Source organism: Caballeronia glathei, from assembly GCF_000698595.1.
GTDB classification, from domain to species: domain Bacteria; phylum Pseudomonadota; class Gammaproteobacteria; order Burkholderiales; family Burkholderiaceae; genus Caballeronia; species Caballeronia glathei.
Genome location: NZ_JFHC01000079.1, coordinates 1 through 24,461, shown reverse-complemented (window position 1 = coordinate 24,461; position 24,461 = coordinate 1). Strand labels below are relative to the sequence as shown.

Sequence of the window (24,461 nt, the reverse complement as noted above, 5' to 3'; positions counted from 1 at the left end):
GATTTCTCCGCCTTTGAGGCAGATCGCGCGCCGCTATCAACCGATTTGCAGGGTCGCACCGACGCCGATTTGCGACCCTTTGCTGGTCCAGCGCAAGTCGGGGTTCTTGCATGCAAACGATTTTCTCCAAGGAACTGTCGGCTCCGCCAATGACGTAGTGTCAGCTATTAAGTGGCCACAATGCCGGCGGCGTTGAATCGAGTATCCGGGGGAATAAGGGGTGGTCCGGCCGCCGCTTACGACCTTTGCGGTGATTGCCGTTGGCGGGTTGGGCTGCTGGGTCCCTGGGCCTGGTGTTGGGCTTCGCCGGGGTCGAAGACTCGGCGCAGTTTTCTGCGATGGTGACCGAGCGTGTGGACCAATCTTATGCAGGAACAGTCCTCACACTGCAGGTTGCCATCGGCTTCACCCTCACGGTCGCGACGAACTGGCTTATTCCATTGCCCGCGGAAGTCTTCGCGCGATGCGCATTTCGCTTTTAGCTCCGGGGCCCGCCTTGGGCGTGCTGGCAATGCTGCGATTGAAATCTCTTCCTGAATCGTCCCCACTCGCTGGAGGAATCGGATGATGATCAGCAAAGCGCGCCCGCGAGCTTCGGACGTTCCGAACTGTCTGGGGCATTGATGTTCTTCGAACTGATCTAACCAGGAGCCGCAATCAGCATCTGCTTCGCCGGCTCGTGGACGTGCCTCGTCTATAATCGAAGAACTACAGTCTGAATTAAGGCAGGGAGCCCCTACTTCATGAGTCAAGCGCACGAGCGATACTCAGGATCTCGAGACAGCGGCCAGCGCCAAACGCGCCACCAGGTCAAAAAGCCGCCGACCAACCGACAGGGCCAACTATACGCGAAGGGAGCTCCCAGTCGAGACCCCGCTCAGACCGCCTCCATTTTTAAAACGCGATCGTTTCAGTTACTGGTCGATGCGGTGGGTGCAGAGAATATTGCGTTAGGACTTGATTCGAACCTGACGCGAGTGGCCGAACTGATGAGGGGCGAGCGATTCACGCCCGAGACTGCTTTTCACATGGAAACGACGCTTGGGTTGCCTCACGGCTTCTTTGACCAGCCCAATCCGGTACTCGCGCCCGAGACGATCGCTCGTTTGAACTCACCCTTACATTTTGTTCGATCCGACGACGAACTAGAAGCCCTGTCCGAAACACTTAAGCCCACCCCCCCAAAGCTCAGCCAACAGCCATTACCTAAAGATTGTTTGTCCGAGGAACCGGAAATGCGAAAGAAAGCAACTGGCGGATCGCCAGCAGGCGTCAAGAGTAGTGGAAGTACGAAGACCGTGCGGCTGGGCGCAGGGCGTGCCCCGCAAAAAGACACTCCCGCGAAAGCCAAGCCTTCTCCGAAGGCGAGCCTACCGCAATCACTGGCATTGAATGGCAGCGTGGCGGTAGAAAATACTCGGCGCGCCAACCTCCACGTTCTCACGAACCGCAACGGGTCAAAAGTGAGGCTTGGGGCGCTCATGGCGCTTACCGCTTCTAACATGGCCCATCGACTACACGGCAAGAAGCGCATGGACGATGCCGAAGCGCGCCGTTTCACGGAGCGCCTCGGTTTGCCAATCGGCTGGTTGGACACTCCACATTCGGAAACAGATATCCCCGAATCAGTGTCCCGCTTGCTCGCTCCTGTTCCCCGCGGCCGAATGTCTGCCCAGCAAGAACGACCGCTTGCAGCCCCGACAAATGGGCCCACGCTCCCGAAGTCCACCGGTACGAAGGCGCGCGCGGGGCACGCTCAGGGGGCCGTAGTGGTCGATGTTGAGAGCCCACCCATTCCGGCGGGTGTCTCAGTTGAGGAGGCGATGGTCCTCAGCCAGCAAGATCATGCAAACCCTCCGTCCGCTGAGCTTGCTCATCGCTCACTTGGAAAGAGCCTTCCGGATTCGGCAGCGCTCGAGCAACTCTCACCTGCTGCAGTCCAGCACCTAAGCTCGATATTGCCCTCCTTTTCTTCCCCGAGCAGCCTCGATAGTCTCGAAGGTATCGAACCGGTAGCGGAGGCGCTGATAAAGACGTTAGCAGGTAAAGCGCGGACTGGTCGATTGGACGAGTTGAAAGCGCTGGAACTCTTGCAGCAAGCGATGTTGCTGTGAGTGGATGGTGGGGAGTGGAAGTGTACGTCGCATTGGCTATGTGTGGTCCGCGCCCGCTGCCGCGGCGCGCAGTCGAGATGAGGTCACCCCACTTCGCAGTCAAATCTAGCGGCTCGCCACGAGAGACCATGCTACGTGAACGCGGAGAGTCGTATCTCTTGGGGAACGCGGCAAGATGAGCGTCAGAAATCTTGCGCCGGATCCACAAACGAGCAGATCCGATGGTCGTACGGGCCTAAAGCGGCTGGATATTGGACGCTTGCTTGCCCTTCGGACCTTGCTTCACTTCGAAGCTGACCTTCTGGTTCTCCTGCAGGGATTTGAAACCATCCGCCTTCACTTCGGAAAAATGCTCAAACAACTCCTCACCACCACCATCGGGCGTGATGAGCCAAAACCCTTCGTGTCGTTGAACCACTTTACGGTACCGGCTGCCATCTGCTGATTTTTGCTAGAGGTCGTCCATTTCGGGTGAACACGCCGTCTATTGCATTGGAGCGGCATTGACTTTGTAGCACGAGAAAATCGTTCCCGACAACCGGGATCCGTCCTGAGACTAGCACCGATCGCCATTCGTACCAATGCGAAGGATATGCCCGCGCAACGCCCGCGGTCCTCGCGCCACGCCTCAGGAAGGCGAAGATCACTGACACTCCGACGGCGGCGGCGCTTGCCGGGAAGCTATCCAACTCTGCTTATTGCGCGCTCCCGCAAAGGCTCACCTCGCGCGGGCGCACCAACCAATTTCGGCTAGTGCAGGTGTGGGCGCCCACTGCCGGCGCTCCGGCCCTTCGACGAACCGAGTGAAGAATGGATAGGAGATCGGAGCGCGTCCCCGGCTCAATGGTCGAGATATGGCCTGAGTTTGCCGGCGCATCTTGGATGCATCAGTTTTCGCATCGCCTTGCCTTTTTCGCGGATTTGCGCGTAGGAATATCGTTAAAAAAAGGGGCCCAATCTTGTGACTAGTGGGCCTGCCATAAATTGGACGGTCTCGTAGTCTCGCACGAGTTTTTCGAAACCATGAAGGACATCGACTTCCATCCTGAAGACCTTTTTCGCCGTGAAACTTGGATCTGAAGGCTTGATTGAACCGGTTGGCCAAGGTAGGAGTTCACTTCCTCAGTTTTCTCGGGGCTCCGTGAGTTCGTGCAGAACCGACCTGGGCGATGCAGCGTCATAGAAAATGTTTGCGCGGCCACTAGGGCACAAAGTTTACGGGCCTCTTGTCGGTAAGCCACATAGAACCGAGAACTCTAATCTTCCCCTTCAGGCCCTTGGGTGTTATGAAGGTCCAAGGCGACAGTGAACAGACAATCGCTAGATGTACTGGTCAAGAGGATCGTGAGTCAGGAGTTGGATGGCATCCGGCTCGAATCGAATTCAGTTCGTTGCTCAATCCGGGAGGGGGGTCGACGTGTCGGGGCGGCTCCGTCGCCCTCTTCGTGAGCGGCGTCAACTCCCGTTGCCGAGATTTCCCCTCGATTCATTTAGAATCTACCGTGATCTTTGGCATGCCTCACTAACGTGACAATTTCAGTGCTGCTTGCACCCCATCCTCCAGAATTTCTTCCGCAAGCTGCGGATCTGACACAGCACGAGCAATTTGGATAGCACCGACCATTAAGCCAAAAATAGTTGCTGCCTGCCGTCGACTTTTGTTGGACTTAGGGTCAGGAAGCAACATAGCTAAGCCTTCAACATACGAAAGATATGCCTCTTCATACACTTTTCTCGTCGACTCAGACTGACGCCCAATCTCGGGCAGCAACGCGGCGGATGGACACCCTTCATCACAACCCAGCAGGTGAGACCTGTTGAGATATCGACGAATAGCATCTTCAATATCAACCGCGCCGGTCTTGTCGTTCGTCAATGCAGAATGCTGGTCGTTCAATGCGCTTGAAAGGGCCTCTTTGACCAAAGTTTCCTTGGAGTCAAAGTGGGGATAAAACGCGCCATTTGTCAGTCCTGACTCAGCCATAATGCCGGCTAGGCCTGACGCCGCGATACCATCTCGTCGAAATCGCCTTGAAGCGACATCAATGATGCGCCTACGGGTATTTTCCTTATGACCTTTTTCAAAACGCATGGATTTCACCGCTCATTGATCTGAAACCTGTCGCAGGAAGCGCAGTCTTCCGCGCTCCTGCGCCTTATGTTAATTCACGACGCTGCTTCTTCCAGAACAGCACGGAGGTCTTTATCCAGCTGCGCAGCAACCATGTCAATCTCTGAGCTGTCAAACTGCCCAAACATCGAAACGGGACGGTCATACTCGAAAGACACCCCTCCATTCAAATCCTCACGAAGAAGGACACGGATAGGCGCATAGAGACCCGCGGAAATAGCGTGTCGCGTCATTTTCGACGCAGTAAGAGGATTACCGATGTCGTATTGAATCGAATACCGACGTGGGCCAACAATTCCCAACAACGCGCCATGATCTCGGAAGCCAAAGATCGACAGGGCTGGCAACGCCTCAAGTTCTCTTAGTGCGCGCACTGTCTCACCATAACGCAGCAAGGTGAAGATGCCATCATCAATGCGATTAATCAAACTCTCTAGCTTGGCCTTAACCACAGCGAACGAATGATTCGAACGAATGGTGACGTGCTCGACAGCAGTCGTCTTTATTTCATAAATCGGCTTTGACATATCGATTCCTTCAGATAACACAAGCAGTTAAGGCTGCGGAACTAGTGAACGTTCTGTTTTGAAGCTGCGATTAGATGGGCGCCGACAACGTGCCGACAACGTGCCCACCACAGCCTCCACGCGGCGAGCAACGTACAGCAGCGCCCTGTCTCGACCATAGGGACCATCAAGCTCAAGACCGATCGGCAGTCCCTTATCGGACAGGCCGATAGGAAGACTAATACCTGGAAGACCAGCCGCACTTGCGGGAATAGTGTTATTGGCAAGCACCAAGTGGCTCATCTCTTGACCACCCAACAGTATCTTGTCTTCCTGCCCGATCATCGGCGCCGTGGCCGGCGTCGTAGGCAGAATCAGTGCCTCGGCGCCAGTGCTCAAGAATGCTTGGGCATAACGACGCTTGATCTCTGCACGTTCGACTGATAGCGCAGTGTTATAGATCTCGTCGGAGATGTACCCTTGCCCGTTCGGGAGCACAAATTGGTCCCATACACTCTTCAGACCCGGCTTTAGGCCACCGACGATCTCATCGAAGGTCGTGGGCACATTGTTCTGACGGATGAATTTTTCGACCGCTGCCTTGGTCTCACGGAAGAAGATATTCCACGTCGCGGACAGTGCGCGGCCGGAAAAATCTTTTCCAAGATCGACTTCCACCACATTCGCGCCAGCATCACGCAACTGACGAATGGTTTCCTTGAACTGCGTCGCAACTTCAGGATCAACCAGCTCCAGAAATTGATGCGGCGCGTAGGCAAGCTTAACGCCTTTCAGATCAGAATGCGTGCGGGTGTCAGGAGTCTCGTCTCGGGTGACAACGCGATCGATCACGATGCAGTCTTCCACGTTTCGGGCAAACACCCCGGTGGTATCGAGCGTATGGGAGATTGGTGCAACACCACTGCGCGGCCAACGGCCAGTGGTGGGCTTGAAGCCGACGACACCGCAAAACGATGCCGGCACACGAATCGAGCCGATGGTGTCGCCGCCCAAGGACGCCGGCACGAGGCGTGCCGCGACGGATACGCCGCCACCGCCGGAAGAACCACCTGAGACGTAATTTGCGTTATGGGGGTTCTTCGCTTGACCGTACGCTTCGTTGTGACCGGTCAGGCCAAAGGACATCTCCACCAGATTGTTTTTGCCGAAAACAATGCCGCCGCCGTCCTTGATTGCTTGCACCGCATCGGCGTCATGCTCCGGCGCAAAACGATCCAGAGTGGAAAGGCCAATGGTTGAACGAAGCCCTTCCGTGAGATAACTATCTTTGATCGCAACGGGCACACCAAGCAGCGGCGCGGTCACCCCGGAGGCAATTGCCTTATCAGCTTTCCTGGCAGCTTCCAGCACCGCCTCTTCGTCAATCGTAATGAACGAGTTCAGGTCGGCATAGTCACGAGCCCGCTGCAATAGCGCGCTCGCATATGACTCAGACGAAATCTCTCCCTTGCGGATCGCCTCAGCTGCTGCAGCGACGCCAAGCGATGCAAGCGCGTCGCTCTCGGGTGCACGGTTCACTTCAATTTGTTCCTGCATGACATAACCTCACCTTATCTAAAAATTTAGGGCCGGACTGGTCTCCAAGCTCTAAAGTAATCTTTTGAATTACGGTCATAATGTACATTACGATCGTAATTCAAAAGATCAGCGAGTGCAAGCATCAAGTAACGTTAGCGGGCATAAGAGATCGAGCGACCGTCGGAACGGTCGGCTGGGGGCTGAGGGCTGGGCAACATGGGCTTTGGCGCCGAGGACATGCGCAAGTCGCACAGCCAGCGCTGGTGCATCGTATTCCACAGACCATCTTGCAGCCCACGCCTGCGGTGGCGACCTGGCTGCTTGGCGAGCGCCCTGACCGTGCGAGATCGACTGGATGGGCCCGCAGACCTGTCCGACATTCGCCTCAGCGGCAGCCGTTTCTTGCGCGCTCGGCGCGCCCAAGAAACGGCGCTACCTCTTGACTAATATGCTTATATGCCCCTAGTATTGATACAACTCTCCAGTCAAGTTTGATTTATGAGTCGACACGACCTCCCGCCAGGGATTTGTAACAGTACGGCCATTCGCAAGGCATCCCGCCATTTGGGGCGGTTTTACGATCTATGTATGGCCCAAACCGACTTACGGATAACTCAATACGCCATTTTGAATCTGATTGCCACTCGGGGGGTACTCACCATCGCCGAGTTGGCTGAGTCTTTAGTTACCGATCGAGCAACAATGGGACATAACATGCGCCCACTTGAGCGAGATGGACTGATCCGTATCGCGGTTGGAAAACGCGACCGCAGGGAAAGAGAAATTACTTTGACCGAAGCGGGACGGGTGAAGGAGGCCTCCGGTAGGACTGCTTGGGAACGCGCCCAACGTCAATTCGAAGCGGCTTTCGGCAAAGAGGATGCGCTGGCAATGCGCCGAATAATGTATCGCATCACTACCTTAGATCTAGAAATTCCAGAATAGAAAAAACAAAGCAGCAAAACAAACGACATCGCGTGGATTGCCCGTGCCCTCACGATGCATTGACAATATGGGCATATAAGGCTAATTATGTTTGAAAAATCTCTTGTGCCGCGCTTGGTTGCGATGTTCGTTATGGCAGCAGCATCAAGTACTGCGGCTTGCGCCCATGAAAAGGCATTGAGTGATGATGAGGCTGTTCGCGCGCTGTTCCTAAAGCAAGTGGAGGCAGAGAACGCGCATGACATCGTCAAACTCGACAGCATCTTGGCCGATGGTACCGACGATAAATCGTCTCCTGTTTCGTTTGTTGCTCGGGCTTATCAATTCTGGGGAAAGAAGGAGGTCATGACGCACTTTGAAGAGACCTTCAAAGGGACATGGCACCTCGATCCTGATATGCCGCGCATTCGAGTAATCACACTGAATACGGATACCGTGCAGATCTATGTACCGACAAAAGTAACACTCGGCGCACCCGGCAAAGACGCAGTTACTGCGACCTACCTGATTAACCAATTTGCTGTGCGTACATCGCAAGGTTGGCGATTCACGGCAATTCTTCCCATACCGGCACAATAAAGAAAACCACGATGAAAACACAATTTAAGGCTGCGCTGTATTACGGAATTGCCTGCGCAACGCTGCTTGCCGCGAATGCGTGCATCGGCGCTACTACCTTCACGGAGGCAGACCGGCAGCAGGTGAAAGAGATTTTTGAGCGGCAAGCTCGGGCAGCAACGGCGCACGATCTCGACGCACTTGACGCAGTTATCGCGGCGCCAAATGAACTTGGAGACCCAGTTGTCTTTGTGGCTCGCCCATATCAGTACTGGGGAAAGCCCTCGCTTATTGACCACTTCCGCGAAACGTTCAAAGGCGTGTGGAAGTTCGAACCCGACGTGACGAAATTGCGCGTGATTCCTGTAACTACAGATGTGGCCCAAATCTACGCGCCTACGCAGATCACATTGGGGCATTCTGCCGCCGATGCACGCACGGCATCGTACCTGGTCTATGAAGTTGCAGTACGCACCCCGGCTGGGTGGCGTATTAGCTCAGTCGTTCCCATCGCGGTGCAGTGAGCATCGAACCAAGGAGATTGCAAATGAAAGCCGCTGTGTATTACGAGAATGGAGCGCCAGAAGTGTTCCGTTATGAAACGATCGATGAACCGGAATGTGGTCCTGATGACGTACTTATAGAGATAAGAGCTATATCGGTAGAAGGAGGCGATTTAATCAATCGAGAAATTCGTCCTCTGGCGCGTATTCCGCACATTGTTGGCTATCAGTGCGCAGGGATAGTCAAGGCGGTTGGCGAAAACGTACACGATCGCCATCCGGAAGACCGTGTTGTAGCAGTTCTTTCGTGGGGATCGCACGCGCAGCGGGTGGCTGCTCCGGCGGCGAACACTTGGTTGATTCCCGACTTGCTGGATATGACGGTCGCCGCAGCTGTGCCCGTCGCCTGGGGAACGGCCTACGAATGTCTCTTTGAGGCAGGTGGTTTGGTCAGCGGGCAATCTGTGTTGATCCATGCGGGGGCGGGAGCGCTGGGCTTGGCCGCAATACAATTGGCTCACCGTGCCGGCGCTACTGTGTATGCCACTGCGTCGGACGACACACGCCTATCGCGTCTGAAATCTTTCGGTGTGACAGCTGGAATAAATTACGTCAAGAGTGACTTTGTGAAAGAAATTTCGATGCTGACGAATGGACAAGGCGTGGATCTTATCGTCGATAGTATTGCCGGAAGCACTCTGGTGCGTGGCGTTCAGGCGCTTGCGTATAAAGGCCGGATGGTTACGGTCGGTGTTTCTGGGCGTGATCAGGATAGGCTTGATCCGGTGAGTTTGTGGCGGGGAAATCAAAGCTTGCATGGCGTCTTTTTCCCCACGCTCCTGGACAACGAACATGCTCGCGTCCATGGAAACGTGCAAACGCTGTTGGGGCGCGTCGCCACGGGGGAGCTGGAGGTTGTGATTGATAAGTCGTTTCCGTTGCAAGAAGCGCAATCAGCACATACCTACGTGATGTCCAGGCAGGCCTTTGGCCGGGTAATTATGTACCCCTGAACGGATGCAGCGTGGCAGGTTCTTTGCATAAAGGAGCCGCGCCACATCTCATGCAGATCTGGTTGAGTTCGTTAGTGGAGTCCGATCTATGTGCAAATGGCTAGCCAGCTTTGTGCTTGCCGCGGTATTGGCGAGGGGTGCTTTCGCTGCTTCCTCAAACACGAGGATTGTCGCGGATGGTCTCGGTTTCCCCGAGGGGACGATTCTCATAAATAAAGTTCTTTATTTTGTTGACTATCAAGCTTCGACGGTGAACAAGCTTGAGGATAGTGGCTACTCAGTTGTCAGAAAAATGCCCGGATGCGGGGCTAACGGACTTGTTGCCGTAGACGGAAATTTATGGGTGGCGTGCTACGACAGCGGCGTAGTTGAAAGTATCTCGACGGATGGGACTCGCCTAGGGAGTGTCACTCATTCAACTTCGGGGGAGGAATTCAATCGTCCCAATGATCTTGTTGCGAATCGCCGCGGCGACATCTACTTCACGGCGTCGGGTGATCGGCCAGGCGGCGGGAAGGTGTTCTTCTTATCAAAATCGAGTAATGTGGCGCAGGAAGTCGCGTACGGTATCGATAATGCAAACGGTATTGCACTGTCCCCAGATGAAAAATCCTTATACGTCGGTGAAAGTGGTGCGGATAGAATCATCGAATATCAGATAAGCCGCGACGGGTCATTGCATAGTCCTCAGATATTCGCCCAGCTCGATTCCCTGACGCCTCCTTCTGGGAGGCGCCATACTCCAGATGGTATTCGTATCGGACCTGATGGATTGATGTACGTAGCCTTGTTCAATGGTGGAGGATATTGGGTGTTGAATAAAAAAGGGACGCTGTTGAAGGCCCTGGAGGTACCCGGCGAACACCATTCGAATCTGGCAATCTCTGGTGACGGACGTGCAGTTTACGTGACGTCGGTCTCCGGTTCATCCGGACGTATCTACCTTTTACCCCTGTGACGAAAACTTCCGCCGACGGAAGGCTCTGCCTATGAAGCTCCAGCACCGAGAGTGGACAATCGAGTCGGCGCCCTAGCGGCGCGTCCATCACTGGCATGCATGGGTCGAAGTCGAGCGCGGCCCGTGGGAAGATGAAGACTAGGGCCGGATTTTCCACTTCACCGACGTCGGCAACTACGACAGCCAGGCAGCGGCCCAGAAGCGCGGCGTCGAGTGGGCGCGCGCCTGGCTGGACGGGAATTTCTGATGCCGGTGAACGCCACGCCCATGCGCGAGCGCGGCAAAGCGCTGGACCATTACGAGGTTCAGAAGGCGCCGGGCGTGCGCAGCGACATGATCGTTTTGCAGGAAAAGTCCACAGCGCTAAACTGCTATTCGAACATCGCACGATTCCAGGTCAACGGGGTCGATGACCCGAAGCCGACGCCACCGCTGCACAACGCGGTGCGGCCAGCGGGTGAGCGCCCTCCCCGCAAACATATTCGTGATGTGCTGCGTGATGATGTTGACGTGCGTCGGAAGGCGGATCTCTCCGTCGACCGCAAGCTGGCGCGGCATGTGTTCGATGAAGTCGAACGCGGTGACACTGTCGAAGGCATTGTCTGCGGATGGGATCTGCTCGAGCGCGATGTTCGCCTGCAAGTAGAGGCTGGCGGCGCCCGGCGGAACATCTCGCGGAAAGTATCAACGCCTGTGTTTCTTCCGCGCCTTAGCGATTGCGCGGCTGCATCCCACAGCCGCGTGGCTCGCTTGCTTTCAAATCTGTAATAGATGCGTGATCGTGCAAAAATTTTCCTCGGCGCTATCAAGAAGTCACCCGGAGTGCCGTTACGCACCTTATGGACTTGACCTTGTCTCGCGCACCATAGAATGCGCACTTAGAAGATGGCTTGAAACGGCCAAGCATCTCTGATAACACGCGAATCCCTTATGAGTAACGTCGAAGACAAAACCATCTTCAGCTCGAATTACTTAAGCTATGTACCGTTTTCGGTCCGACAACCAAAGAGGCCGACGTGGCGGTTTTGCGCCGTAGGACTTTCGCTGAAACATCTACCTAAACTGACTGGCTTTCGCCATCGCCGGTGCTTGAACCGCAGCGGTCACCCGATGAGATTGCAACTCCTTCTTCGGGGGAGAATCAGATGAACCGATCAAGGAGTAAGGACTTGCAGCCCCCAGATGTACGTCCAATTGCACGGAACCCAATCTTGCTAGCGGAAATGTATTTCTCTGGGCTAGGCAAGAAATGGCGAAATCAAAAAGAAGCGTTGGAGATCTTCCGTCATTTGAAACCAGCCGTTAGTCGACAGGACCTGAGCCGCGCGATCGGGGTTCAGCGGTTGCCGCAATCCGTCCGGTCTCTTTTCGACCACGCCGGAATCTGGAGCGAGACCGCCCGGGAGTTGGTCAGTTTGTCCAGAAAGCACGGCGCATTCGTCCTCGCCGAGCGCGCGCGGCACATCGAACCGGAAGGCTTCACGTGGCATCAAATTGTTGCCCTGCTAGACGGCAGGGAGCCGGCGGCGACCAAGCGTCGAGTGCGAAGCCATATGTCACCTTTGTTGCTAGCGGCGACTTATCGCAAAGGACTCGTCGACGGTCAGTGGGATTCGTTGACGTCTGCGGCGGAAAAAAGCGGGTGGCATAAATCGGCACTCGTGAATGCGGTTGCCGTCTCGGAACTTCCGTCAGAGATCTTGAGGCTATTCGAAGGGAAGACGCTGTCGCGGTCGCACGGCGAAAGCCTCCTCAAGGTGTACAACGCGATCGGCGAGGACGAGTTCGTTGCCCGCGCGAAAGAAATGCTCGATGCACCGAAGCGCCGAACTACCGATCAGATCATTGCCTACTTACTGAGTGTGAGGGAGGCTTCGGGAATTGATCTTAGGATCCGCGAACGGCGCGAGCGAGGCACGACTCGCTTCGTGTTTGAGTTTTCCGTGGATGCGAAGCAGGCGGACGAGTTGATGCTATCAAGCAAGGAATTGGCTCCGATCGTCCACATGGCGCTGGCAATGATCCGAACACGAAAAGCCAAAGAGACGGTTGCTGGATAAAATCCTGTACTGGATTTGAGCAATTGCACTGCGAAATCGGTTCGTCGCCTAAACATGATCAAGAGAGGTGGAACGCGTCATTGTCTCGATTCGGGGGCCACGCGACCTATGGAAGAGATGAAAACTAACTCGGCAAGGGGGCACGAGTCGGCGTTGCAAGGGCCTTCAAAAGAGTGAGTCCGCGGTTAACCGCACTGATCGCGATATGCCTCGCAGTCGTCAGCAAGAACAGAGCTGTGCGGTTTGCGCCTCACCGCGACCGTCCAGAGCAGGAAGCGCTCGAGCTCCTTAGTGTAGGCGCGTAGCGTCTTCGGCTGGCGATAGTCGCGGCCGGAATGCGTTGGATGAACGCCCGTAGAGCGGCGAAGTCGGTCCGCCTGTAAGCCCTGGTTTGTGTGACGCTTGCGATTTATTGGCCCCATTCGCGGCACTTGTCGTTGTTGGGGAGCCCCTCTGCACGGGGCGGAAATACCTATTCCATGCCTGATAATACGAACTATCAGGCATGGATGGTTGGGAGTCTTGCCGGGTAACGTCGTCGCGGCGCGGCAAAAAATCGCGCGTCACGTCCATCGCAAGAGCCAGATCAACGAGTTCGCACGGCGGCGACGTACACGCGGCCATCCCGCCGGCGCGCCTCTGGAGCGCTCGTTCATCAGGAGATCGGTTCCGCCGCTGACTACCCAACACCTCCCCATAGTTGCGCGTGGAGGTCAGAGAGCGAGGCACGATCGCCGAGTCGGGAGAGGGTGCATTGCCCAAAGACTGACACGAAAATTCGTCCTGCACACAGGCTTCTGAGAGCGAATGGCTTCAGGGCGGCACCACCGCGTTACTCAAGTTTCCCGCTTTGATCTGGATGTCGGTCGCACTCTCGAGCTACAGGCGGATCGCGCTCGCTTGTCGGTAGAGCGCACGTCGCTTAACGGGCAGCGCGAACTCATCGATGTCCCCCGGCACCCGGTCGGCATCGAGAAGCGCACCGGCCCTTACCAGTTACCACGCCGCCGTCAATGCATCGACGCCGCGCAAATTGCCCCGCTGATTCCAGCTCAGCTTGTCCAGATTGGTCAGCCGCAGTTCCGGCAGGCGTTCGAGCAGCACGCGCAGCGCGGTCTCGAGCTCGATGAGCGCAAGCCGATAGCCGAGACAGTGGTGAATGCCGGCGCCGAAGGTCTGTACGCGCCCCTCATCGCGCTCGACGTTCAGGCGGTCCGGCTGCGTGAACTTCGCGGGGTCGCGATTGGCGGCACCGAGCGACAGGAACAGCACCGTGCCGCGCGGAATCTGCACACCGGCCACTTCTGCGTCTTCGTGCGCAGCGCGAATCGTCATCTGCACCGAGCCGTCATAGCGCAGACATTCCAGCACCGCTTTCGGGATTAAATCAGGGTCGCGCTTCAGCCGTTCCAGCTGCTGCGGATGGCGGTGGAGCGCGATCAGCATGTTGCCGATCATGTTCGACGTGGTCTCGTGGCCGGCCAGAAACAGCAGGATGACGTTAGATACGATTTCTTCGTGGCTCAGCGTCTCGCCGCCCTCCTCCACGGAGATCAGCATCGAAATCAGATCGTCGCCCGGCTGCGCGCGGCGCGCCGTGACGACGTCGCCGAAGTACTTTTCGAGCGACACATAGGCGTCGCTGGTCTTTTGCAGTTCCTCGGCGCTTATCGGCGCGGGTTCGAACACCTTGGCGATCCGGCTCGCAGCGCCGCCGATTCGGTACGCATGTTCGACAGGCAGGTCGAGCATGCCGCAGATGATCTCGATAGGCAGCGGAAAGGCATACTCGGCGGTGAGATCCGCCGTGCCGCGGCTTTCGAACGCATCGATCAGCCGGTGCGTGATCGTCTGCGCGACCTCGCGCATGCTTTCGACCTGGCGCGCGTTGAAGGCCTTCATCATCAGGCTGCGCATGCGCGTATGCGCGGGCGGATTGATCAACAGAAACATCCTGCTGAAGCCCTGGAACAGCGGCATTTTCGGGCCTTCGTCGCCATAGCGGATGCGTATGCTTTCCATGTAGTCCTTGCCCATCCGGCGATCGTGCAGCAGCGTATCGACGATGTCGTAATGGCCGGACATCAGCGCATTCGGCGCGACGGGCACGAACGGGCCTTCCGCGCGAAGCTTCTCATATGTTGGGTAAGGATTCTCGAAGAACGACGGAGTCGCGAGATCGGCGAGTTTCATGGTCGAGGCCTCGTTGTAAGGCGGGGATTTTTGCAAAGGGCGTTTGACTTGCACCAACGTCCTGAAAAACAGCGGAGTTTTCCAAATATTCCTGAACTCGGCATGAATATTCCGAATCGATGTGAGTCGCTGCACCTCACTCAGGCGCTTGCGCTCGTCCGTGCCGCCACGCGCCGCGGCGGTGCATAAGTCCACGGTGACGCCGGGGCCGTCGCGAGTTCCACCCTCCCAATACGGCAGATTAGATTGTTGGTGCCGCTGCTCGATGCAAGGAGGATGTTCCCCTTTCACTGCCAAAACGGCCCTTCTTGCACCTCGGGCGCGTTTGAAGCGTTCGCCAGCCGATATCTCCCGGGCGCAGGTCATCGCCAGTTTCAAGGCGGGATCTCTCGGTATTGACCTCGTCGCCTCACAGCATCTGCTCTCGCAGATAATGGACATCTTCTCCGGGAAAGCTGTTTCATCGTAGATCAGCTGACATGCCGGCATCGGTCGCTGAATGGCTTGTCGTCACCGCCTTGTGTGTCCCTGTGCGCCGATCCGTGCTGGTGATCCAGAGGCTAGACCGCGGCAGGACTATCAACTTTATCAAAAAAACCGTAAGATAGATAAGGCAACGAAAGCCTGCTAGGATCCCCAACGCGACTGCACATGGCTGAGGCCCAATAGCTATTGACCTTATCTGGTTTTATCAATCTTACGTCTACAACGATAAGATAGGTACCTCGTGAACCCACTGCACAATCCGTTTTCGCCGGGCGCCGGAACTCGGCCGCCCGAGCTCGCCGGGCGAGATGACATTCTTCAGCGTGCGCTACTGACCCTTGCGCGGATCAAGCGCGGCCGGGCTGAAAAGAGTCTTTTTTTGGTCGGCCTTCGAGGGGTCGGAAAGACGGTTCTGCTCAACAAGATTCAGGAGTTGGCCAAGGACGAAGGATACCGGGCAGCGATGGTGGAGGCGCATGAGAACAAGAAGCTCGCAGCCTTGCTCACCCCTACGATGCGGCAACTGCTGCTCGGCCTCGACAGGGGCGAGGCAATCAGCGAGAAGGCTAAGCGGGGTCTTCGCGTCTTGCGTAGTTTTGTGAACGGTCTGAAGGTAACAGTTGGAGAAGTCGAGTTGGGCCTCGATATCGATCCCGAGGCCGGAACAGCAGACAGTGGCGACCTCGAAGCCGATCTGGCAGAGCTTTTCGTTGCTCTCGGCGAAGCTGCCGCCGATCGCAAGACCGCGGTCGCTATCATCATCGACGAACTCCAGTATCTTGACGAGCTTGAACTGAGTGCGTTGATCATGGCAGTTCATAAGGTGACGCAGCTCGGGCTGCCGATCGCCGTTATTGGCGCAGGATTGCCCCAGTTGGTAGGCAACGCAGGGAGGTCCAAATCGTACGCTGAGCGTCTGTTCGACTATCCCAACATCGGGCCACTGAGCCGAGAGGATGCAATAAAAGCGTTGCAGGAGCCGGCCAGACAGGAGCAAGCCGAGTTCTCAGAGGAAGCTCTGGACGAGGTCATACGTGTCACGCAAGGGTATCCGTACTTCCTCCAGGAGTGGGGATATCAATCCTGGAACCTGGCCAAGCAATCACCGATCTCAAAAGCGGACGCGGACGCAGCGACAAGAACGTCCATTGAACGTCTCGACGCGAATTTCTTCCGCGTCCGCTTCGATCGTTTGACGCCGCGCGAGAAAACCTATCTCCGAGCACTGGCTGAACTCGGCTCTAACCCTCAGCGGTCAGGCGACATCGCCTCATTGTTGGGAGTGAAATCGGAGAGCGTAGCTCCGATCCGAAGCAGCCTCATCAGGAAAGGGATGATCTACAGTCCTGCTCACGGAGACACCGCTTTTACTGTCCCGTTGTTCGACGAGTTCATGAAAAGGACGATGCCAGACTGGAAGCCGAAAACCCCTTAGATAGCTCGTCGACTTAACGAAGCACGCGCGGGTATGCGACTCCGCCTGGTGACTAGGAGACTTGAATTGTCAGGAAATAAAGCATTCACCGTCTTGATTCCGCTTGTCGCCGCTATTGGCTTGAGCGGCTGCAACAGCAAATCCGAAGCAACGAACGAAAATCTGTCTGCTGCGGTTCGTCAGCGGCTCGAGCAAGAAGTTGGGACCTGCATCGAAGTGGCCGCGCCTCAACTCCCCTTCGATTTGCCACAACGGTCGTACGGCATTGATCCGAGGCGTAACAAGGCTGACGCACTTGTGAAGGCTGGACTGCTGGCAAGGATGGAAGGCCCTTACGTCTTTCCGGGCACGCAGAATCCTGTTCCGGGTTTCCACTATTCACTTACGGACGACGGCAAGAAATACGAACGAACGGTCCGTGGTTTGGCTGGTAACGTATCTTTCTGCGGCGGAAAGCGAGAGCTCGTCGACCTTTATGTGCCGGCACATCCCCCCACTCAAGTCGGCGGCCGCATCCCCACCAGCTTTACCTCGAAAGTCGTTGATGCACCTCAATGGATGAGCGATCCCGGGATGCAGACGGCGTTTGATCCCGAACTACGGTTGGGCGTTCAAAACGATGACATGGTCCTCACTCTGACCAAGGACGGCTGGTCAGCGACACGGTAATTTGCGCGCCGAGCCATCAACGCGGACGCCCCCGACGGAGCGCAGCGGGTCGGCCATAGCCTTCGAGGGGGAGCGTCCTCCAGCGGCCCGCGGTTGCTCCCGACGTCGGCGATGTCGAATCGAAGAAGCTACTCATCCCTCGCAAGGACCGCGCTCCACCTCGACACATGCGTGCTAGAGGTGGCCTTCCTTTCTCGGGACGGACGCTGCCGTCCGCTCGCGGTGCTCGAGTTACATGCGAGCGGCATCTGGCGCTTTCGAGACTCCTTTCTCCGCGCCCTTCCCCATCGCGTTCGTTGTGTGTGCCGGGCAGCCTAAATGAATAGCCTTGCGTGCCGTTATACACACGGTAAAGTCGTTACGACGGTCTGGGACACAGACACGGATCACAGACCGCGCAACCTTCATGGAGAAAATCGAGTCGTGCTCAAGAATCCAGTCAACGTTTTCGAAATCGGGCAGCAACTGTACGAGACCAAGCAAATGTTCATTAAGCGTGGCGTGGAGGCCGCTCAGGCCGCAGGTGCGAACCTCCTCAACGCAGAACGAAACGCAGCTTCTTCCTTTCATTTCTTCGCCCGTGACGTCATGCAATACTCGCCGGCGACGGCCAAGCAATACGTCCGCGTCTATGAGCGGTTCGCACATTCGAAACTCCGTTCGCGAGTAGAGGGGCTTTTCAGCGCGGGCGACCTCGCAATGCTTGCGGCATATACCGACGATGAACTGAACGACGTCGTATCTGCGAAGGAAGCGGACCCGAGCATGACTCGCGAACAGCTCAGGCTGCTTTTGAAGAAGCGACAGGCAGCATGAACTTTTATTCGATCGCCGACATCGAGAACGCCATTAACTACTGGCGTGACCGGCAAGCGTCAGGTGACAACTTCGCCGTATGCTCCAGAGCCCGCGTTCTGGCGGACGTCTACGGCTCGATGATCTTTTTCGGATCTGATCGGGTGGAAGCGAAGAGCCTCACGCCCGACCAAAACGAGGCGTTAAGCCTTGCGCTCGCCCAACGAGAACTGCCTATTTGAACTTGCAACAGAGAAAACTAATGGCTAACGAAAACGTAGCTCTTGTGTATGTCGATGCCAGCGTCGATGGTAGTAGTCGCGTCCAAGTGTTCAGTATGGAAGTGCCTAAAGCGGACGCGCTTCGCATCTTTGCCGCCGCGCGCCGCGACCCGCGTTCGATCAAAGAGGATCTCGCTAGCTTCATCGCTGAGGAAGTCCGCGGAGATTTCCTGTATGTGGGCTACTTCGAGATGGCGCACGGCAAAATCCTCGACGAAGAGGTGTGTTTCCCGTTGCCGCACGCATTCGACGCCATCGAGCAGCACTTCAGCATCAAATCTGACGATCTGAAAGCGGCGCTGGTTCCAGAAAACCTCGCCGAACTGGTGGCCGAGCGATCGAAGGACCTGGAGACGCTTTTGAACGAGCTTCCGGAACTCATGAAGGACGTTGAATTGCTGAAAGCGAAGGACGCCGCTGTGCGGGAGGCGGTGGCGGCAGAGCTGAGGGCCGAGATCGCGGCAGAAAAGAGATCGCTCCACTGAGATGTTAACGCGCGCGTAGTGCGGTGCATCACAACGCGTCGTGCCGCACTCCCTCCGCGGGGGGGCGAGCGCCTGCAGAGACTCGACCTGCGCCTCGACGCCATCGAGCAGGCCAATCGCCGACGATCAGGAGCTGGAAAGTCCCGCGCAGCAGGTTGTGTGTGAGTGCATCGTCGGACTGGCCTTCAACAACGGTCGGATCGAGGACGTGTATGCGCCATGCCCGCGCGGGAGTAGTCGTTCCCCTGTGGCTCCAATGGGTCAGTGGGCAAGCGGTACTTGACTTCCGGCGATTGCGGATAGGCTAAACATATTCCCGCATTCAATAGCGCAATCGACAGCCAAGGAAGTGATGTCCACACGAAAGCCGACACAATCCCAGCGGCGACTGATGGAGCAGCTTGATCAAGGGTTCGCAATCGATCAGATCGCGGCGAATCTCGGGAAAAGCGTGCTGGCCGTCAGAAGGCAGGTCGCTCGCATCAAGCGCCGAGTGCGCGAAGGCAAGTTTGCGCCCTCCCCGCTTCCCATCGAACGCGCCGCGACTCAGCGGCGCGTGTATCTCGCCGGTTTTGACGTTTTTCGCGTCGACGCCAAAGCGCATGGCGAACACTTGAAGCAGCTCTGCCGTGAGCGGGGGGTCATCGGTCTGTATCCCTTGGACGGCGATGTGCCCTCTTCTTTTCTTCACCCGCTAGAAGCAGCTCGAGTGATTTACATGGCGAATATCGAAGCGATCCGCGCGGCGGACTTCGTCATGGCGAATCTCAACGACTTTCGCGGGCCGGGCGAGCCGGACAGTGGCACAGCGTTCGAAGTCGGATTCGCTGCGGCCCTCGGCAAGCCGGTGTGGGGCTATCGCACAAGTCCGCACCCGCTCACAGAGACAGTGCCGCGCACAACGGACGCAGATGAGGGCACCAGCGTATGCACGAAGGGCTACCTGGTCGAAGACTTCGGCCTGAGCGTGAATCTGATGCTGGCGTGCGCCGCGCGTATCATTGCTGGCGGCCCCGCAGAGTGCCTTGATGCGATGAAAGCAGCGTTGGCGGCGGAAGACTCCCTCGGGTTGGTGACAGGTTTGGCGAAGCGTTAGCTTCGCTGGGTTTTTGGGGATCGCCCATTTCAGTATATCGAGTTCATGAACTACGACATTTGGCTAACTGCGCCCGAGGAGGCGTACGCTCAGTGGCAATGCGCAGAGGCGATGGGTGCCGACCGCCGCGCGTTCGCCGAGCAGTCGATCGTGCAGCACCGCTCGATGTTTTCCCGTTTCAACGACTATCTGATCGGTCAACGGCAGACCGTGGCGACCTTCGGTGCAGACCACATCGATGGGTTCTTCACTCAACTCGCGCACGACTGCCAGCCCGGTACGACGACGAAGCTTCGCTACCTGAAACTGATTGATCGGTTCGCGAGACACCTCGTTGCGCTTGATCTCCGAAAACACAACCCGGCTAGCGAGATGCTGCTGCGCGAGACCTGGCCGGAAGATGAGCCCACGCCGATCTATCTCTCTGAGGCCGGCGACAAGCGCCTGCAGGCAGTGTGCGGTATGCGCGAGTTCGAGTCGTTCAAGGATCTGCGCAATACGGCGATCGTCGCCCTCTTTCTTGGTTCGGGTGTCACCGCTGCTGAACTGCGACAGCTTCGAATCGATGATCTCGACGTCGCTGGCGAGCGGTCGACGGTCTACGTCGAGAAGCACGGCCCCCGGATTGCGAGACGCGTCCCGATCGATGCATTTGCCGTCGACGTGCTTCGCGCCTATCACGACGGACGGCAAGATCTTCAGTGCCCCACGAACTTGCTGTTTGTCGCCACAGCCGGTGGCAAGCCAATGAAGGCAGACACGCTGCTCAAATGTGTGCGGGAGGCCTTGCGCGAGGCTGGCGCTTCGGCCGCCGACGAGAGCCCCCGCCTTTTGCGCAACACCTATGGCCGCCGCCACATCAGCTTTGGCAAGACTAACGAACAGGTGAGTAACCTCCTTGGACTATCAAGTCATCGAACCGCGACGCGGCTGCGGCAGACGCTCGAGGCCGCGTGCGACAAAGGCATCTTTAACGAGTGAGGCAGCCGGTGCTTGATAACGAACTTCTAGCGGGCAATGAACTCAGCCTCGCGATGCTTGAGATCGACGCTACATCCTTTGCGTCAGACGTCGATCGCAAGCAAGCAGTGCGGGCAAGGTATGACGCAGTGCGCGGGCGCTTTGGGCTATCGAGTCTCGCGTACCTGCGGTTGTGTAAGCGCGTGAGTGAGCGGTTCGCCAATCATCCAATCATGCTGCACTTGTTCAGCTTCTACGAACTGACACCGATCTGCTTGTCGGGACTGACCGACGAACAGGCGCAGGTGCTTGTCACACGAAAAGCAGCGAGACCGGGCTTTCGGGTTGCCCCAGATCATTCGCGCGATCGAACGCATCGAACGCTAAACACCTGCACAGAAAGAACGAAAGAACAGCAGACTGCACCGCTATCTGAAGGATCCCATGGGGAGACACTTCTCGCGAGTAATTTCCGTCAACGACCGGCGCTAACCGACCCCTCTGGGACATTGGCTCCAAGCCAAATAGGTGGCCGCTTTCGGACCTAACGCAGACTTCCACCAGGCGACCGAACGTCGCGCCTCGACCGGCTGAAACGACGTCCCGGACAGCGACAGCAATCAGGCGTCAGACAATACGTTCTCGAACGATAGCATCGCATGGCAGAAGGCTATGGCCCTCGTTGAGCTCCTTGGCGTGATGGGCTCCCCATTCGCTCAGGGAATCCAGGGCGGGCCGCAGGCTTTCGCCGAGCAGGGTGAGCAAGTATTCGACTGCCTGACTATGCTCGGCGCTCGCTGGGCTGCCGGCTCACCATTCCATGCTTCTTTAGCGCTCGCAGCTGCTCAATCAACACCTTCTGCGAGATGCCGGCAATGCGCTTCTCCAGCTTGCACGTGCGTTGCAGGCCATCCAGCAGCACATAATGGATGATCACCTTCCAGCGTCTTAAATGACCGCTCGCGCGCACTCGACGGGCAAGCCCGGTATTTTCTTGATGATCTTCATCTGCTACTGACCAAACGGTGTGTAGACGCGGACGGTACCGCAAGACAATATTGCTTATGCGGAGGAAGTACTGTGAACTCCCGGTAGTTCGACATCCAGCAAGAGCCGCAACCGGTTGCTCGAGTACGATGTGCTGGAGTTGCTCGTCAACGACACTGCCGAGACTGCGCAGCGTGCTGAACGGTTCTACTTCCTTGATTTCATAGGTCGTGCTCCTGCGACAGAACCTTTTTATTAGCATTTGACTCGTGAATATATTCTACGACAAAGACGTCGATCTTTCCCTCATCAAGGGCAAGCATGTCACCATCATCGGCTATGGCTCGCAAGGCCACGCCCATGCGTTCAACCTTAAGGAAAGCGGTGTGAACGTGACGGTTGGGCTGCGTAAGAACGGCGCGTCCTGGAGCAAGGCCGAGAACGCCGGCCTGACAGTCAAGGAAGTGGCTGAAGCCGTTAAGGGCGCGGACGTCGTTATGATGCTGCTCCCCGACGAACATATTGCCGATGTCTACAAGGAAGAAGTCCACGCGAACGCCAAGCAAGGCACGGCGCTTGCCTTTGCGCATGGTTTCAACGTGCACTACGGCGAAGTCATTCCGCGCGCCGATCTCGACGTGATCCTGATCGCCCCGAAGGCGCCCGGCCACACGGTTCGGAGCACGTACGCAGCAGGCGGCGGCGTGCCGCACCTGATCGCCGTTGCGCAAGACAAGTCGGGCGCAGCACGTGACATCGCCTTGTCGTACGCGGCAGCGAACGGCGGTGGCCGCGCGGGCATTATCGAAACGAATTTCCGTGAACAAACGGAAACTGACCTGTTCGGCGAACAGGCACGTGCTATGCGGCGGTACGATCGCCTGATCAAGGCCGGGTTCGAGACGCTGGTGGAAGCAGGCTATGCGCCCGAAATGGCGTACTTCGAATGCCTGCACCAAATAAAACTGATCGTGGACCTGATCCATGAAGGCGGTATCGCCAACACGAACTACTCGATCTCGAACAATGCCGAGTACGGCGAGTATGTGACAGGTCCGAAGATCGTGGCGGAAGAAACCAGGAAGGCGATGAGGCAAGCGCTGACAGACATCCAGACGGGAGAGTCATTGAAAGCAAGGCTGGGGCGCCGACGTTGCAATCGCGTCGTCGGATCACGGCTGAACACGAGATCGAAAGCGTGGGCGCAAGGCTGCGTGCAATGATGCCGTGGATTGCGGCCAACAAGCTGGTCGATCAGTCGAAGAACTAGCGTTAAAGACGCCCGATCGCCTGCCAAGCATAAGCATCCCCTGCAAGCCCAAGCCCTGTTTCATAGCTGTTAGGGAAAATAAAAATACTATGTCGGCCAGTAAGATTGTTGTTCTTGCCCTCAGCTTGTTAGCGCTCGGTTCGTTGAGCGCTCAGGAGAAGGCCACCGTTACCGTCGAGAAGATACTCGATACTGAAACCGCGTGGGACGGATCGTCATATGGGTCGTATCCGGATGGTCAGCCCGAAATGAGTGTCCTTAAAATAACTATTCCTCCGAATACTGCACTGCCTTGGCACACCCATCCTATTCCAAGCGCTGGCTATGTAGTCAGCGGCGAGTTGACAGTCGAGAGGAAGGATGGTGAAAGGAAGGTGGTAAAGCAAGGCGAGGTCCTTCCTGAGACCGTTGACTCGGTACACCGCGGAATCTCGGGCAACCGGCCGGTGACATTGATTGTCTTTTATGCAGGGGTCCGCGGTTTGCCACTCTCAAAACTTGATTACTAATAAGAAATGCCTCATCCTCAAGTGTCAAATGACACAACGCCGTCCCCCAAAAGACCAGTTTATAAGACACAGCGAGCACCTGAGATGGTCCCCTGAATCACCGGACACGGTTTATGCGTTATCTTTCCCCGTAGGAATGTGACTGTGATTATGGCTAGTACCAACAACAAATCGACGATCGAAGTGGTCACGGTGAGCGAGCAGAGGCGCCGGCGCTGGTCGGCCGCCGAGAAGGCCGAACTGGTTCGCCAGAACTATGAGCCGGGGATGAGCGTGTCGCTAGTATTACGTCAATATTTTGCGGTAGCGAATGTCCGCTGCCTGGTCTAGATTCGACGCCTGAGCGTCGGACGCTTCGGCCACTTGAATGACCCCTCATGGCCGCTTGGGGAAGATCGAGATTGAAACGGTGCCTTTCACGTCGACGACCTCGCGAACTTCCGAACTCGACCCACAAGGGACAGTCAGTTTTCCACGAAGCAGACGTTCAAAGCGCGGTCGTCCGAATACCCGGCGTACATCCTCGCACAAATCTCGCATTCGTCGCGTCCAAAATTACTTTGGTGCCTGCGATTTCTCGTGACGCTTCTCATAATTTCTCATCGCATTTATGTAGTCCGCCGATGTTTCACTCACCGGCATATAGCGGATTTCTCTTTTCTGGCTGAGGTCAAAACCTTCTCTTCCAAGCCACCTCGCGCACCACAGAATTTCATGCAGTTCCGTTGGGATCCTTAAAGCACACGGCGTTCCCGTCGAGCTTCATCGAGAGCAAGCACCTGTTGCCGTTGGGACCATCGGGGTCTTAAAACACGAAGGCATCAACCGCTTTGTATTGTTTGTCGTCATTGCCGCATACGGATCGGCCAAATCGCGCGGCATGCGCGCGTTCGGTTAAGGTAAGACGCACCTTTAATTCAATCGAAATCTTTCCCGCTATACCGTAAGCGCCCGGTGATCCCAGGGGT

General features: G+C 56.7%; 22 protein-coding genes and 3 pseudogenes. 18 read left to right on the top strand and 7 right to left on the bottom strand.

Annotated features, from left to right (window positions below):
* Window positions 1-743: 743 nt before the first annotated feature.
* The gene (locus tag BG61_RS32350; RefSeq protein WP_035942580.1) at window positions 744-2,114 is read left to right on the top strand and encodes a hypothetical protein; all 1,371 of its coding nucleotides are present in this window, start codon (window positions 744-746) and stop codon (window positions 2,112-2,114) included.
* A 235-nt stretch (window positions 2,115-2,349) separates the two neighbouring features.
* Here the strand turns inward: BG61_RS32350 and BG61_RS32345 are convergent.
* The 4 genes and pseudogenes from BG61_RS32345 to BG61_RS32335 form a co-directional block, all read right to left on the bottom strand.
* Window positions 2,350-2,552: pseudogene (locus tag BG61_RS32345) on the bottom strand (cold-shock protein).
* A gap of 1,084 nt (window positions 2,553-3,636) precedes the next feature.
* A complete protein-coding gene (locus tag BG61_RS40625) occupies window positions 3,637-4,206 on the bottom strand; it encodes a TetR/AcrR family transcriptional regulator (RefSeq protein WP_075584269.1) in 570 nt (189 codons plus the stop codon).
* A gap of 74 nt (window positions 4,207-4,280) precedes the next feature.
* A complete protein-coding gene (locus BG61_RS32340) occupies window positions 4,281-4,772 on the bottom strand; it encodes a DUF302 domain-containing protein (protein WP_035942579.1) in 492 nt (163 codons plus the stop codon).
* Window positions 4,773-4,799: 27 nt separating this feature from the next.
* The gene (locus tag BG61_RS32335; protein WP_063741147.1) at window positions 4,800-6,308 is read right to left on the bottom strand and encodes an amidase family protein; all 1,509 of its coding nucleotides are present in this window, start codon (window positions 6,306-6,308) and stop codon (window positions 4,800-4,802) included.
* 570 nt (window positions 6,309-6,878) lie between these two features.
* Here BG61_RS32335 and BG61_RS32330 point away from each other — a divergent pair.
* From BG61_RS32330 to BG61_RS32305, 7 genes are all read left to right on the top strand, one after another.
* The gene (locus tag BG61_RS32330) at window positions 6,879-7,235 is read left to right on the top strand and encodes a MarR family winged helix-turn-helix transcriptional regulator (RefSeq protein WP_051672937.1); all 357 of its coding nucleotides are present in this window, start codon (window positions 6,879-6,881) and stop codon (window positions 7,233-7,235) included.
* Window positions 7,236-7,322: 87 nt separating this feature from the next.
* A complete protein-coding gene (locus tag BG61_RS32325) occupies window positions 7,323-7,814 on the top strand; it encodes a hypothetical protein (protein ID WP_035942577.1) in 492 nt (163 codons plus the stop codon).
* A gap of 11 nt (window positions 7,815-7,825) precedes the next feature.
* Window positions 7,826-8,317, top strand: coding sequence for a YybH family protein (locus BG61_RS32320; RefSeq protein WP_051672936.1), 492 nt, complete (start codon window positions 7,826-7,828; stop codon window positions 8,315-8,317).
* A gap of 23 nt (window positions 8,318-8,340) precedes the next feature.
* On the top strand, window positions 8,341-9,309 hold the full coding sequence (locus BG61_RS32315; RefSeq protein ID WP_035942576.1) for a quinone oxidoreductase family protein: 969 nt from the start codon (window positions 8,341-8,343) through the stop codon (window positions 9,307-9,309).
* An 88-nt stretch (window positions 9,310-9,397) separates the two neighbouring features.
* Window positions 9,398-10,267, top strand: a complete 870-nt coding sequence (locus BG61_RS40620; RefSeq protein WP_075584268.1) for an SMP-30/gluconolactonase/LRE family protein — start codon at window positions 9,398-9,400, stop codon at window positions 10,265-10,267.
* Between the two features lie 246 nt (window positions 10,268-10,513).
* The gene (locus tag BG61_RS32310; RefSeq protein WP_035942575.1) at window positions 10,514-11,035 is read left to right on the top strand and encodes a hypothetical protein; all 522 of its coding nucleotides are present in this window, start codon (window positions 10,514-10,516) and stop codon (window positions 11,033-11,035) included.
* A gap of 443 nt (window positions 11,036-11,478) precedes the next feature.
* Window positions 11,479-12,327 (top strand): hypothetical protein, encoded by an 849-nt coding sequence (locus BG61_RS32305; RefSeq protein ID WP_152565255.1) that lies wholly within the window; start codon window positions 11,479-11,481, stop codon window positions 12,325-12,327.
* A 996-nt stretch (window positions 12,328-13,323) separates the two neighbouring features.
* Here the strand turns inward: BG61_RS32305 and BG61_RS32300 are convergent.
* On the bottom strand, window positions 13,324-14,520 hold the full coding sequence (locus BG61_RS32300) for a cytochrome P450 (RefSeq protein ID WP_035942573.1): 1,197 nt from the start codon (window positions 14,518-14,520) through the stop codon (window positions 13,324-13,326).
* Window positions 14,521-15,247: 727 nt separating this feature from the next.
* Between BG61_RS32300 and BG61_RS32295 the strand changes: the two genes are divergently transcribed.
* The 7 genes from BG61_RS32295 (at window position 15,248) to BG61_RS32265 (ending at window position 20,748) form a co-directional block, all read left to right on the top strand.
* The gene (locus BG61_RS32295) at window positions 15,248-16,441 is read left to right on the top strand and encodes an AAA family ATPase (RefSeq protein ID WP_035942572.1); all 1,194 of its coding nucleotides are present in this window, start codon (window positions 15,248-15,250) and stop codon (window positions 16,439-16,441) included.
* A gap of 66 nt (window positions 16,442-16,507) precedes the next feature.
* Window positions 16,508-17,110 carry a hypothetical protein gene (locus tag BG61_RS32290; RefSeq protein WP_152565254.1) on the top strand — a complete coding sequence of 201 codons (603 nt, stop codon included), beginning with the start codon at window positions 16,508-16,510 and terminating at the stop codon, window positions 17,108-17,110.
* A gap of 423 nt (window positions 17,111-17,533) precedes the next feature.
* On the top strand, window positions 17,534-17,926 hold the full coding sequence (locus BG61_RS32285) for a hypothetical protein (RefSeq protein WP_035942570.1): 393 nt from the start codon (window positions 17,534-17,536) through the stop codon (window positions 17,924-17,926).
* Window positions 17,923-18,147, top strand: a complete 225-nt coding sequence (locus BG61_RS32280) for a DUF3717 domain-containing protein (protein ID WP_035942569.1) — start codon at window positions 17,923-17,925, stop codon at window positions 18,145-18,147. The genes BG61_RS32285 and BG61_RS32280 overlap by 4 nt, the downstream gene beginning before the upstream one ends.
* 20 nt (window positions 18,148-18,167) lie before the next feature.
* Window positions 18,168-18,671: a hypothetical protein gene (locus BG61_RS32275; RefSeq protein WP_035942568.1), complete on the top strand. Its 504-nt coding sequence runs from the start codon at window positions 18,168-18,170 to the stop codon at window positions 18,669-18,671.
* A 391-nt stretch (window positions 18,672-19,062) separates the two neighbouring features.
* Entirely contained in the window at window positions 19,063-19,767 is a 705-nt protein-coding gene (locus tag BG61_RS32270) for a nucleoside 2-deoxyribosyltransferase (RefSeq protein WP_233469235.1), read from the top strand.
* Window positions 19,768-19,812: 45 nt separating this feature from the next.
* Window positions 19,813-20,748 carry a tyrosine-type recombinase/integrase gene (locus BG61_RS32265; RefSeq protein WP_035942567.1) on the top strand — a complete coding sequence of 312 codons (936 nt, stop codon included), beginning with the start codon at window positions 19,813-19,815 and terminating at the stop codon, window positions 20,746-20,748.
* Window positions 20,749-21,354: 606 nt separating this feature from the next.
* Here BG61_RS32265 and BG61_RS44725 read toward each other — a convergent pair.
* A complete protein-coding gene (locus BG61_RS44725; RefSeq protein ID WP_277620885.1) occupies window positions 21,355-21,492 on the bottom strand; it encodes a hypothetical protein in 138 nt (45 codons plus the stop codon).
* Window positions 21,493-21,508: 16 nt separating this feature from the next.
* Window positions 21,509-21,976, bottom strand: a complete 468-nt coding sequence (locus BG61_RS44275; protein WP_267908607.1) for a winged helix-turn-helix transcriptional regulator — start codon at window positions 21,974-21,976, stop codon at window positions 21,509-21,511.
* 7 nt (window positions 21,977-21,983) lie between these two features.
* Between BG61_RS44275 and ilvC the strand changes: the two are divergent.
* The 3 genes and pseudogenes from ilvC to BG61_RS32245 all read left to right on the top strand — a co-directional run.
* Window positions 21,984-22,984, top strand: a pseudogene (ilvC, locus tag BG61_RS32255) (ketol-acid reductoisomerase).
* A gap of 89 nt (window positions 22,985-23,073) precedes the next feature.
* Window positions 23,074-23,493, top strand: coding sequence for a cupin domain-containing protein (locus tag BG61_RS32250; protein ID WP_035942566.1), 420 nt, complete (start codon window positions 23,074-23,076; stop codon window positions 23,491-23,493).
* A 150-nt stretch (window positions 23,494-23,643) separates the two neighbouring features.
* Window positions 23,644-23,787: pseudogene (locus tag BG61_RS32245) on the top strand (transposase); the annotation flags it as partial.
* Between the last annotated feature and the right edge of the window lie 674 nt (window positions 23,788-24,461).

Excerpts from the sequence above, each read along its gene's own strand:
- BG61_RS32350 (WP_035942580.1), top strand. The coding sequence starts at position 744 with ATGAGTCAAGCGCACGAGCGATACTCAGGATCTCGAGACAGCGGCCAG.
- BG61_RS40625 (WP_075584269.1), bottom strand. The coding sequence starts at position 4,206 with ATGCGTTTTGAAAAAGGTCATAAGGAAAATACCCGTAGGCGCATCATT.
- BG61_RS32340 (WP_035942579.1), bottom strand. The coding sequence starts at position 4,772 with ATGTCAAAGCCGATTTATGAAATAAAGACGACTGCTGTCGAGCACGTC.
- BG61_RS32335 (WP_063741147.1), bottom strand. The coding sequence starts at position 6,308 with ATGCAGGAACAAATTGAAGTGAACCGTGCACCCGAGAGCGACGCGCTT.
- BG61_RS32330 (WP_051672937.1), top strand. The coding sequence starts at position 6,879 with ATGGCCCAAACCGACTTACGGATAACTCAATACGCCATTTTGAATCTG.
- BG61_RS32325 (WP_035942577.1), top strand. The coding sequence starts at position 7,323 with ATGTTTGAAAAATCTCTTGTGCCGCGCTTGGTTGCGATGTTCGTTATG.
- BG61_RS32320 (WP_051672936.1), top strand. The coding sequence starts at position 7,826 with ATGAAAACACAATTTAAGGCTGCGCTGTATTACGGAATTGCCTGCGCA.
- BG61_RS32315 (WP_035942576.1), top strand. The coding sequence starts at position 8,341 with ATGAAAGCCGCTGTGTATTACGAGAATGGAGCGCCAGAAGTGTTCCGT.
- BG61_RS40620 (WP_075584268.1), top strand. The coding sequence starts at position 9,398 with ATGTGCAAATGGCTAGCCAGCTTTGTGCTTGCCGCGGTATTGGCGAGG.
- BG61_RS32310 (WP_035942575.1), top strand. The coding sequence starts at position 10,514 with ATGCCGGTGAACGCCACGCCCATGCGCGAGCGCGGCAAAGCGCTGGAC.
- BG61_RS32300 (WP_035942573.1), bottom strand. The coding sequence starts at position 14,520 with ATGAAACTCGCCGATCTCGCGACTCCGTCGTTCTTCGAGAATCCTTAC.
- BG61_RS32280 (WP_035942569.1), top strand. The coding sequence starts at position 17,923 with ATGAACTTTTATTCGATCGCCGACATCGAGAACGCCATTAACTACTGG.
- BG61_RS32275 (WP_035942568.1), top strand. The coding sequence starts at position 18,168 with ATGGCTAACGAAAACGTAGCTCTTGTGTATGTCGATGCCAGCGTCGAT.
- BG61_RS32270 (WP_233469235.1), top strand. The coding sequence starts at position 19,063 with ATGGAGCAGCTTGATCAAGGGTTCGCAATCGATCAGATCGCGGCGAAT.
- BG61_RS32265 (WP_035942567.1), top strand. The coding sequence starts at position 19,813 with ATGAACTACGACATTTGGCTAACTGCGCCCGAGGAGGCGTACGCTCAG.
- BG61_RS44275 (WP_267908607.1), bottom strand. The coding sequence starts at position 21,976 with ATGCTAATAAAAAGGTTCTGTCGCAGGAGCACGACCTATGAAATCAAG.
- BG61_RS32250 (WP_035942566.1), top strand. The coding sequence starts at position 23,074 with ATGTCGGCCAGTAAGATTGTTGTTCTTGCCCTCAGCTTGTTAGCGCTC.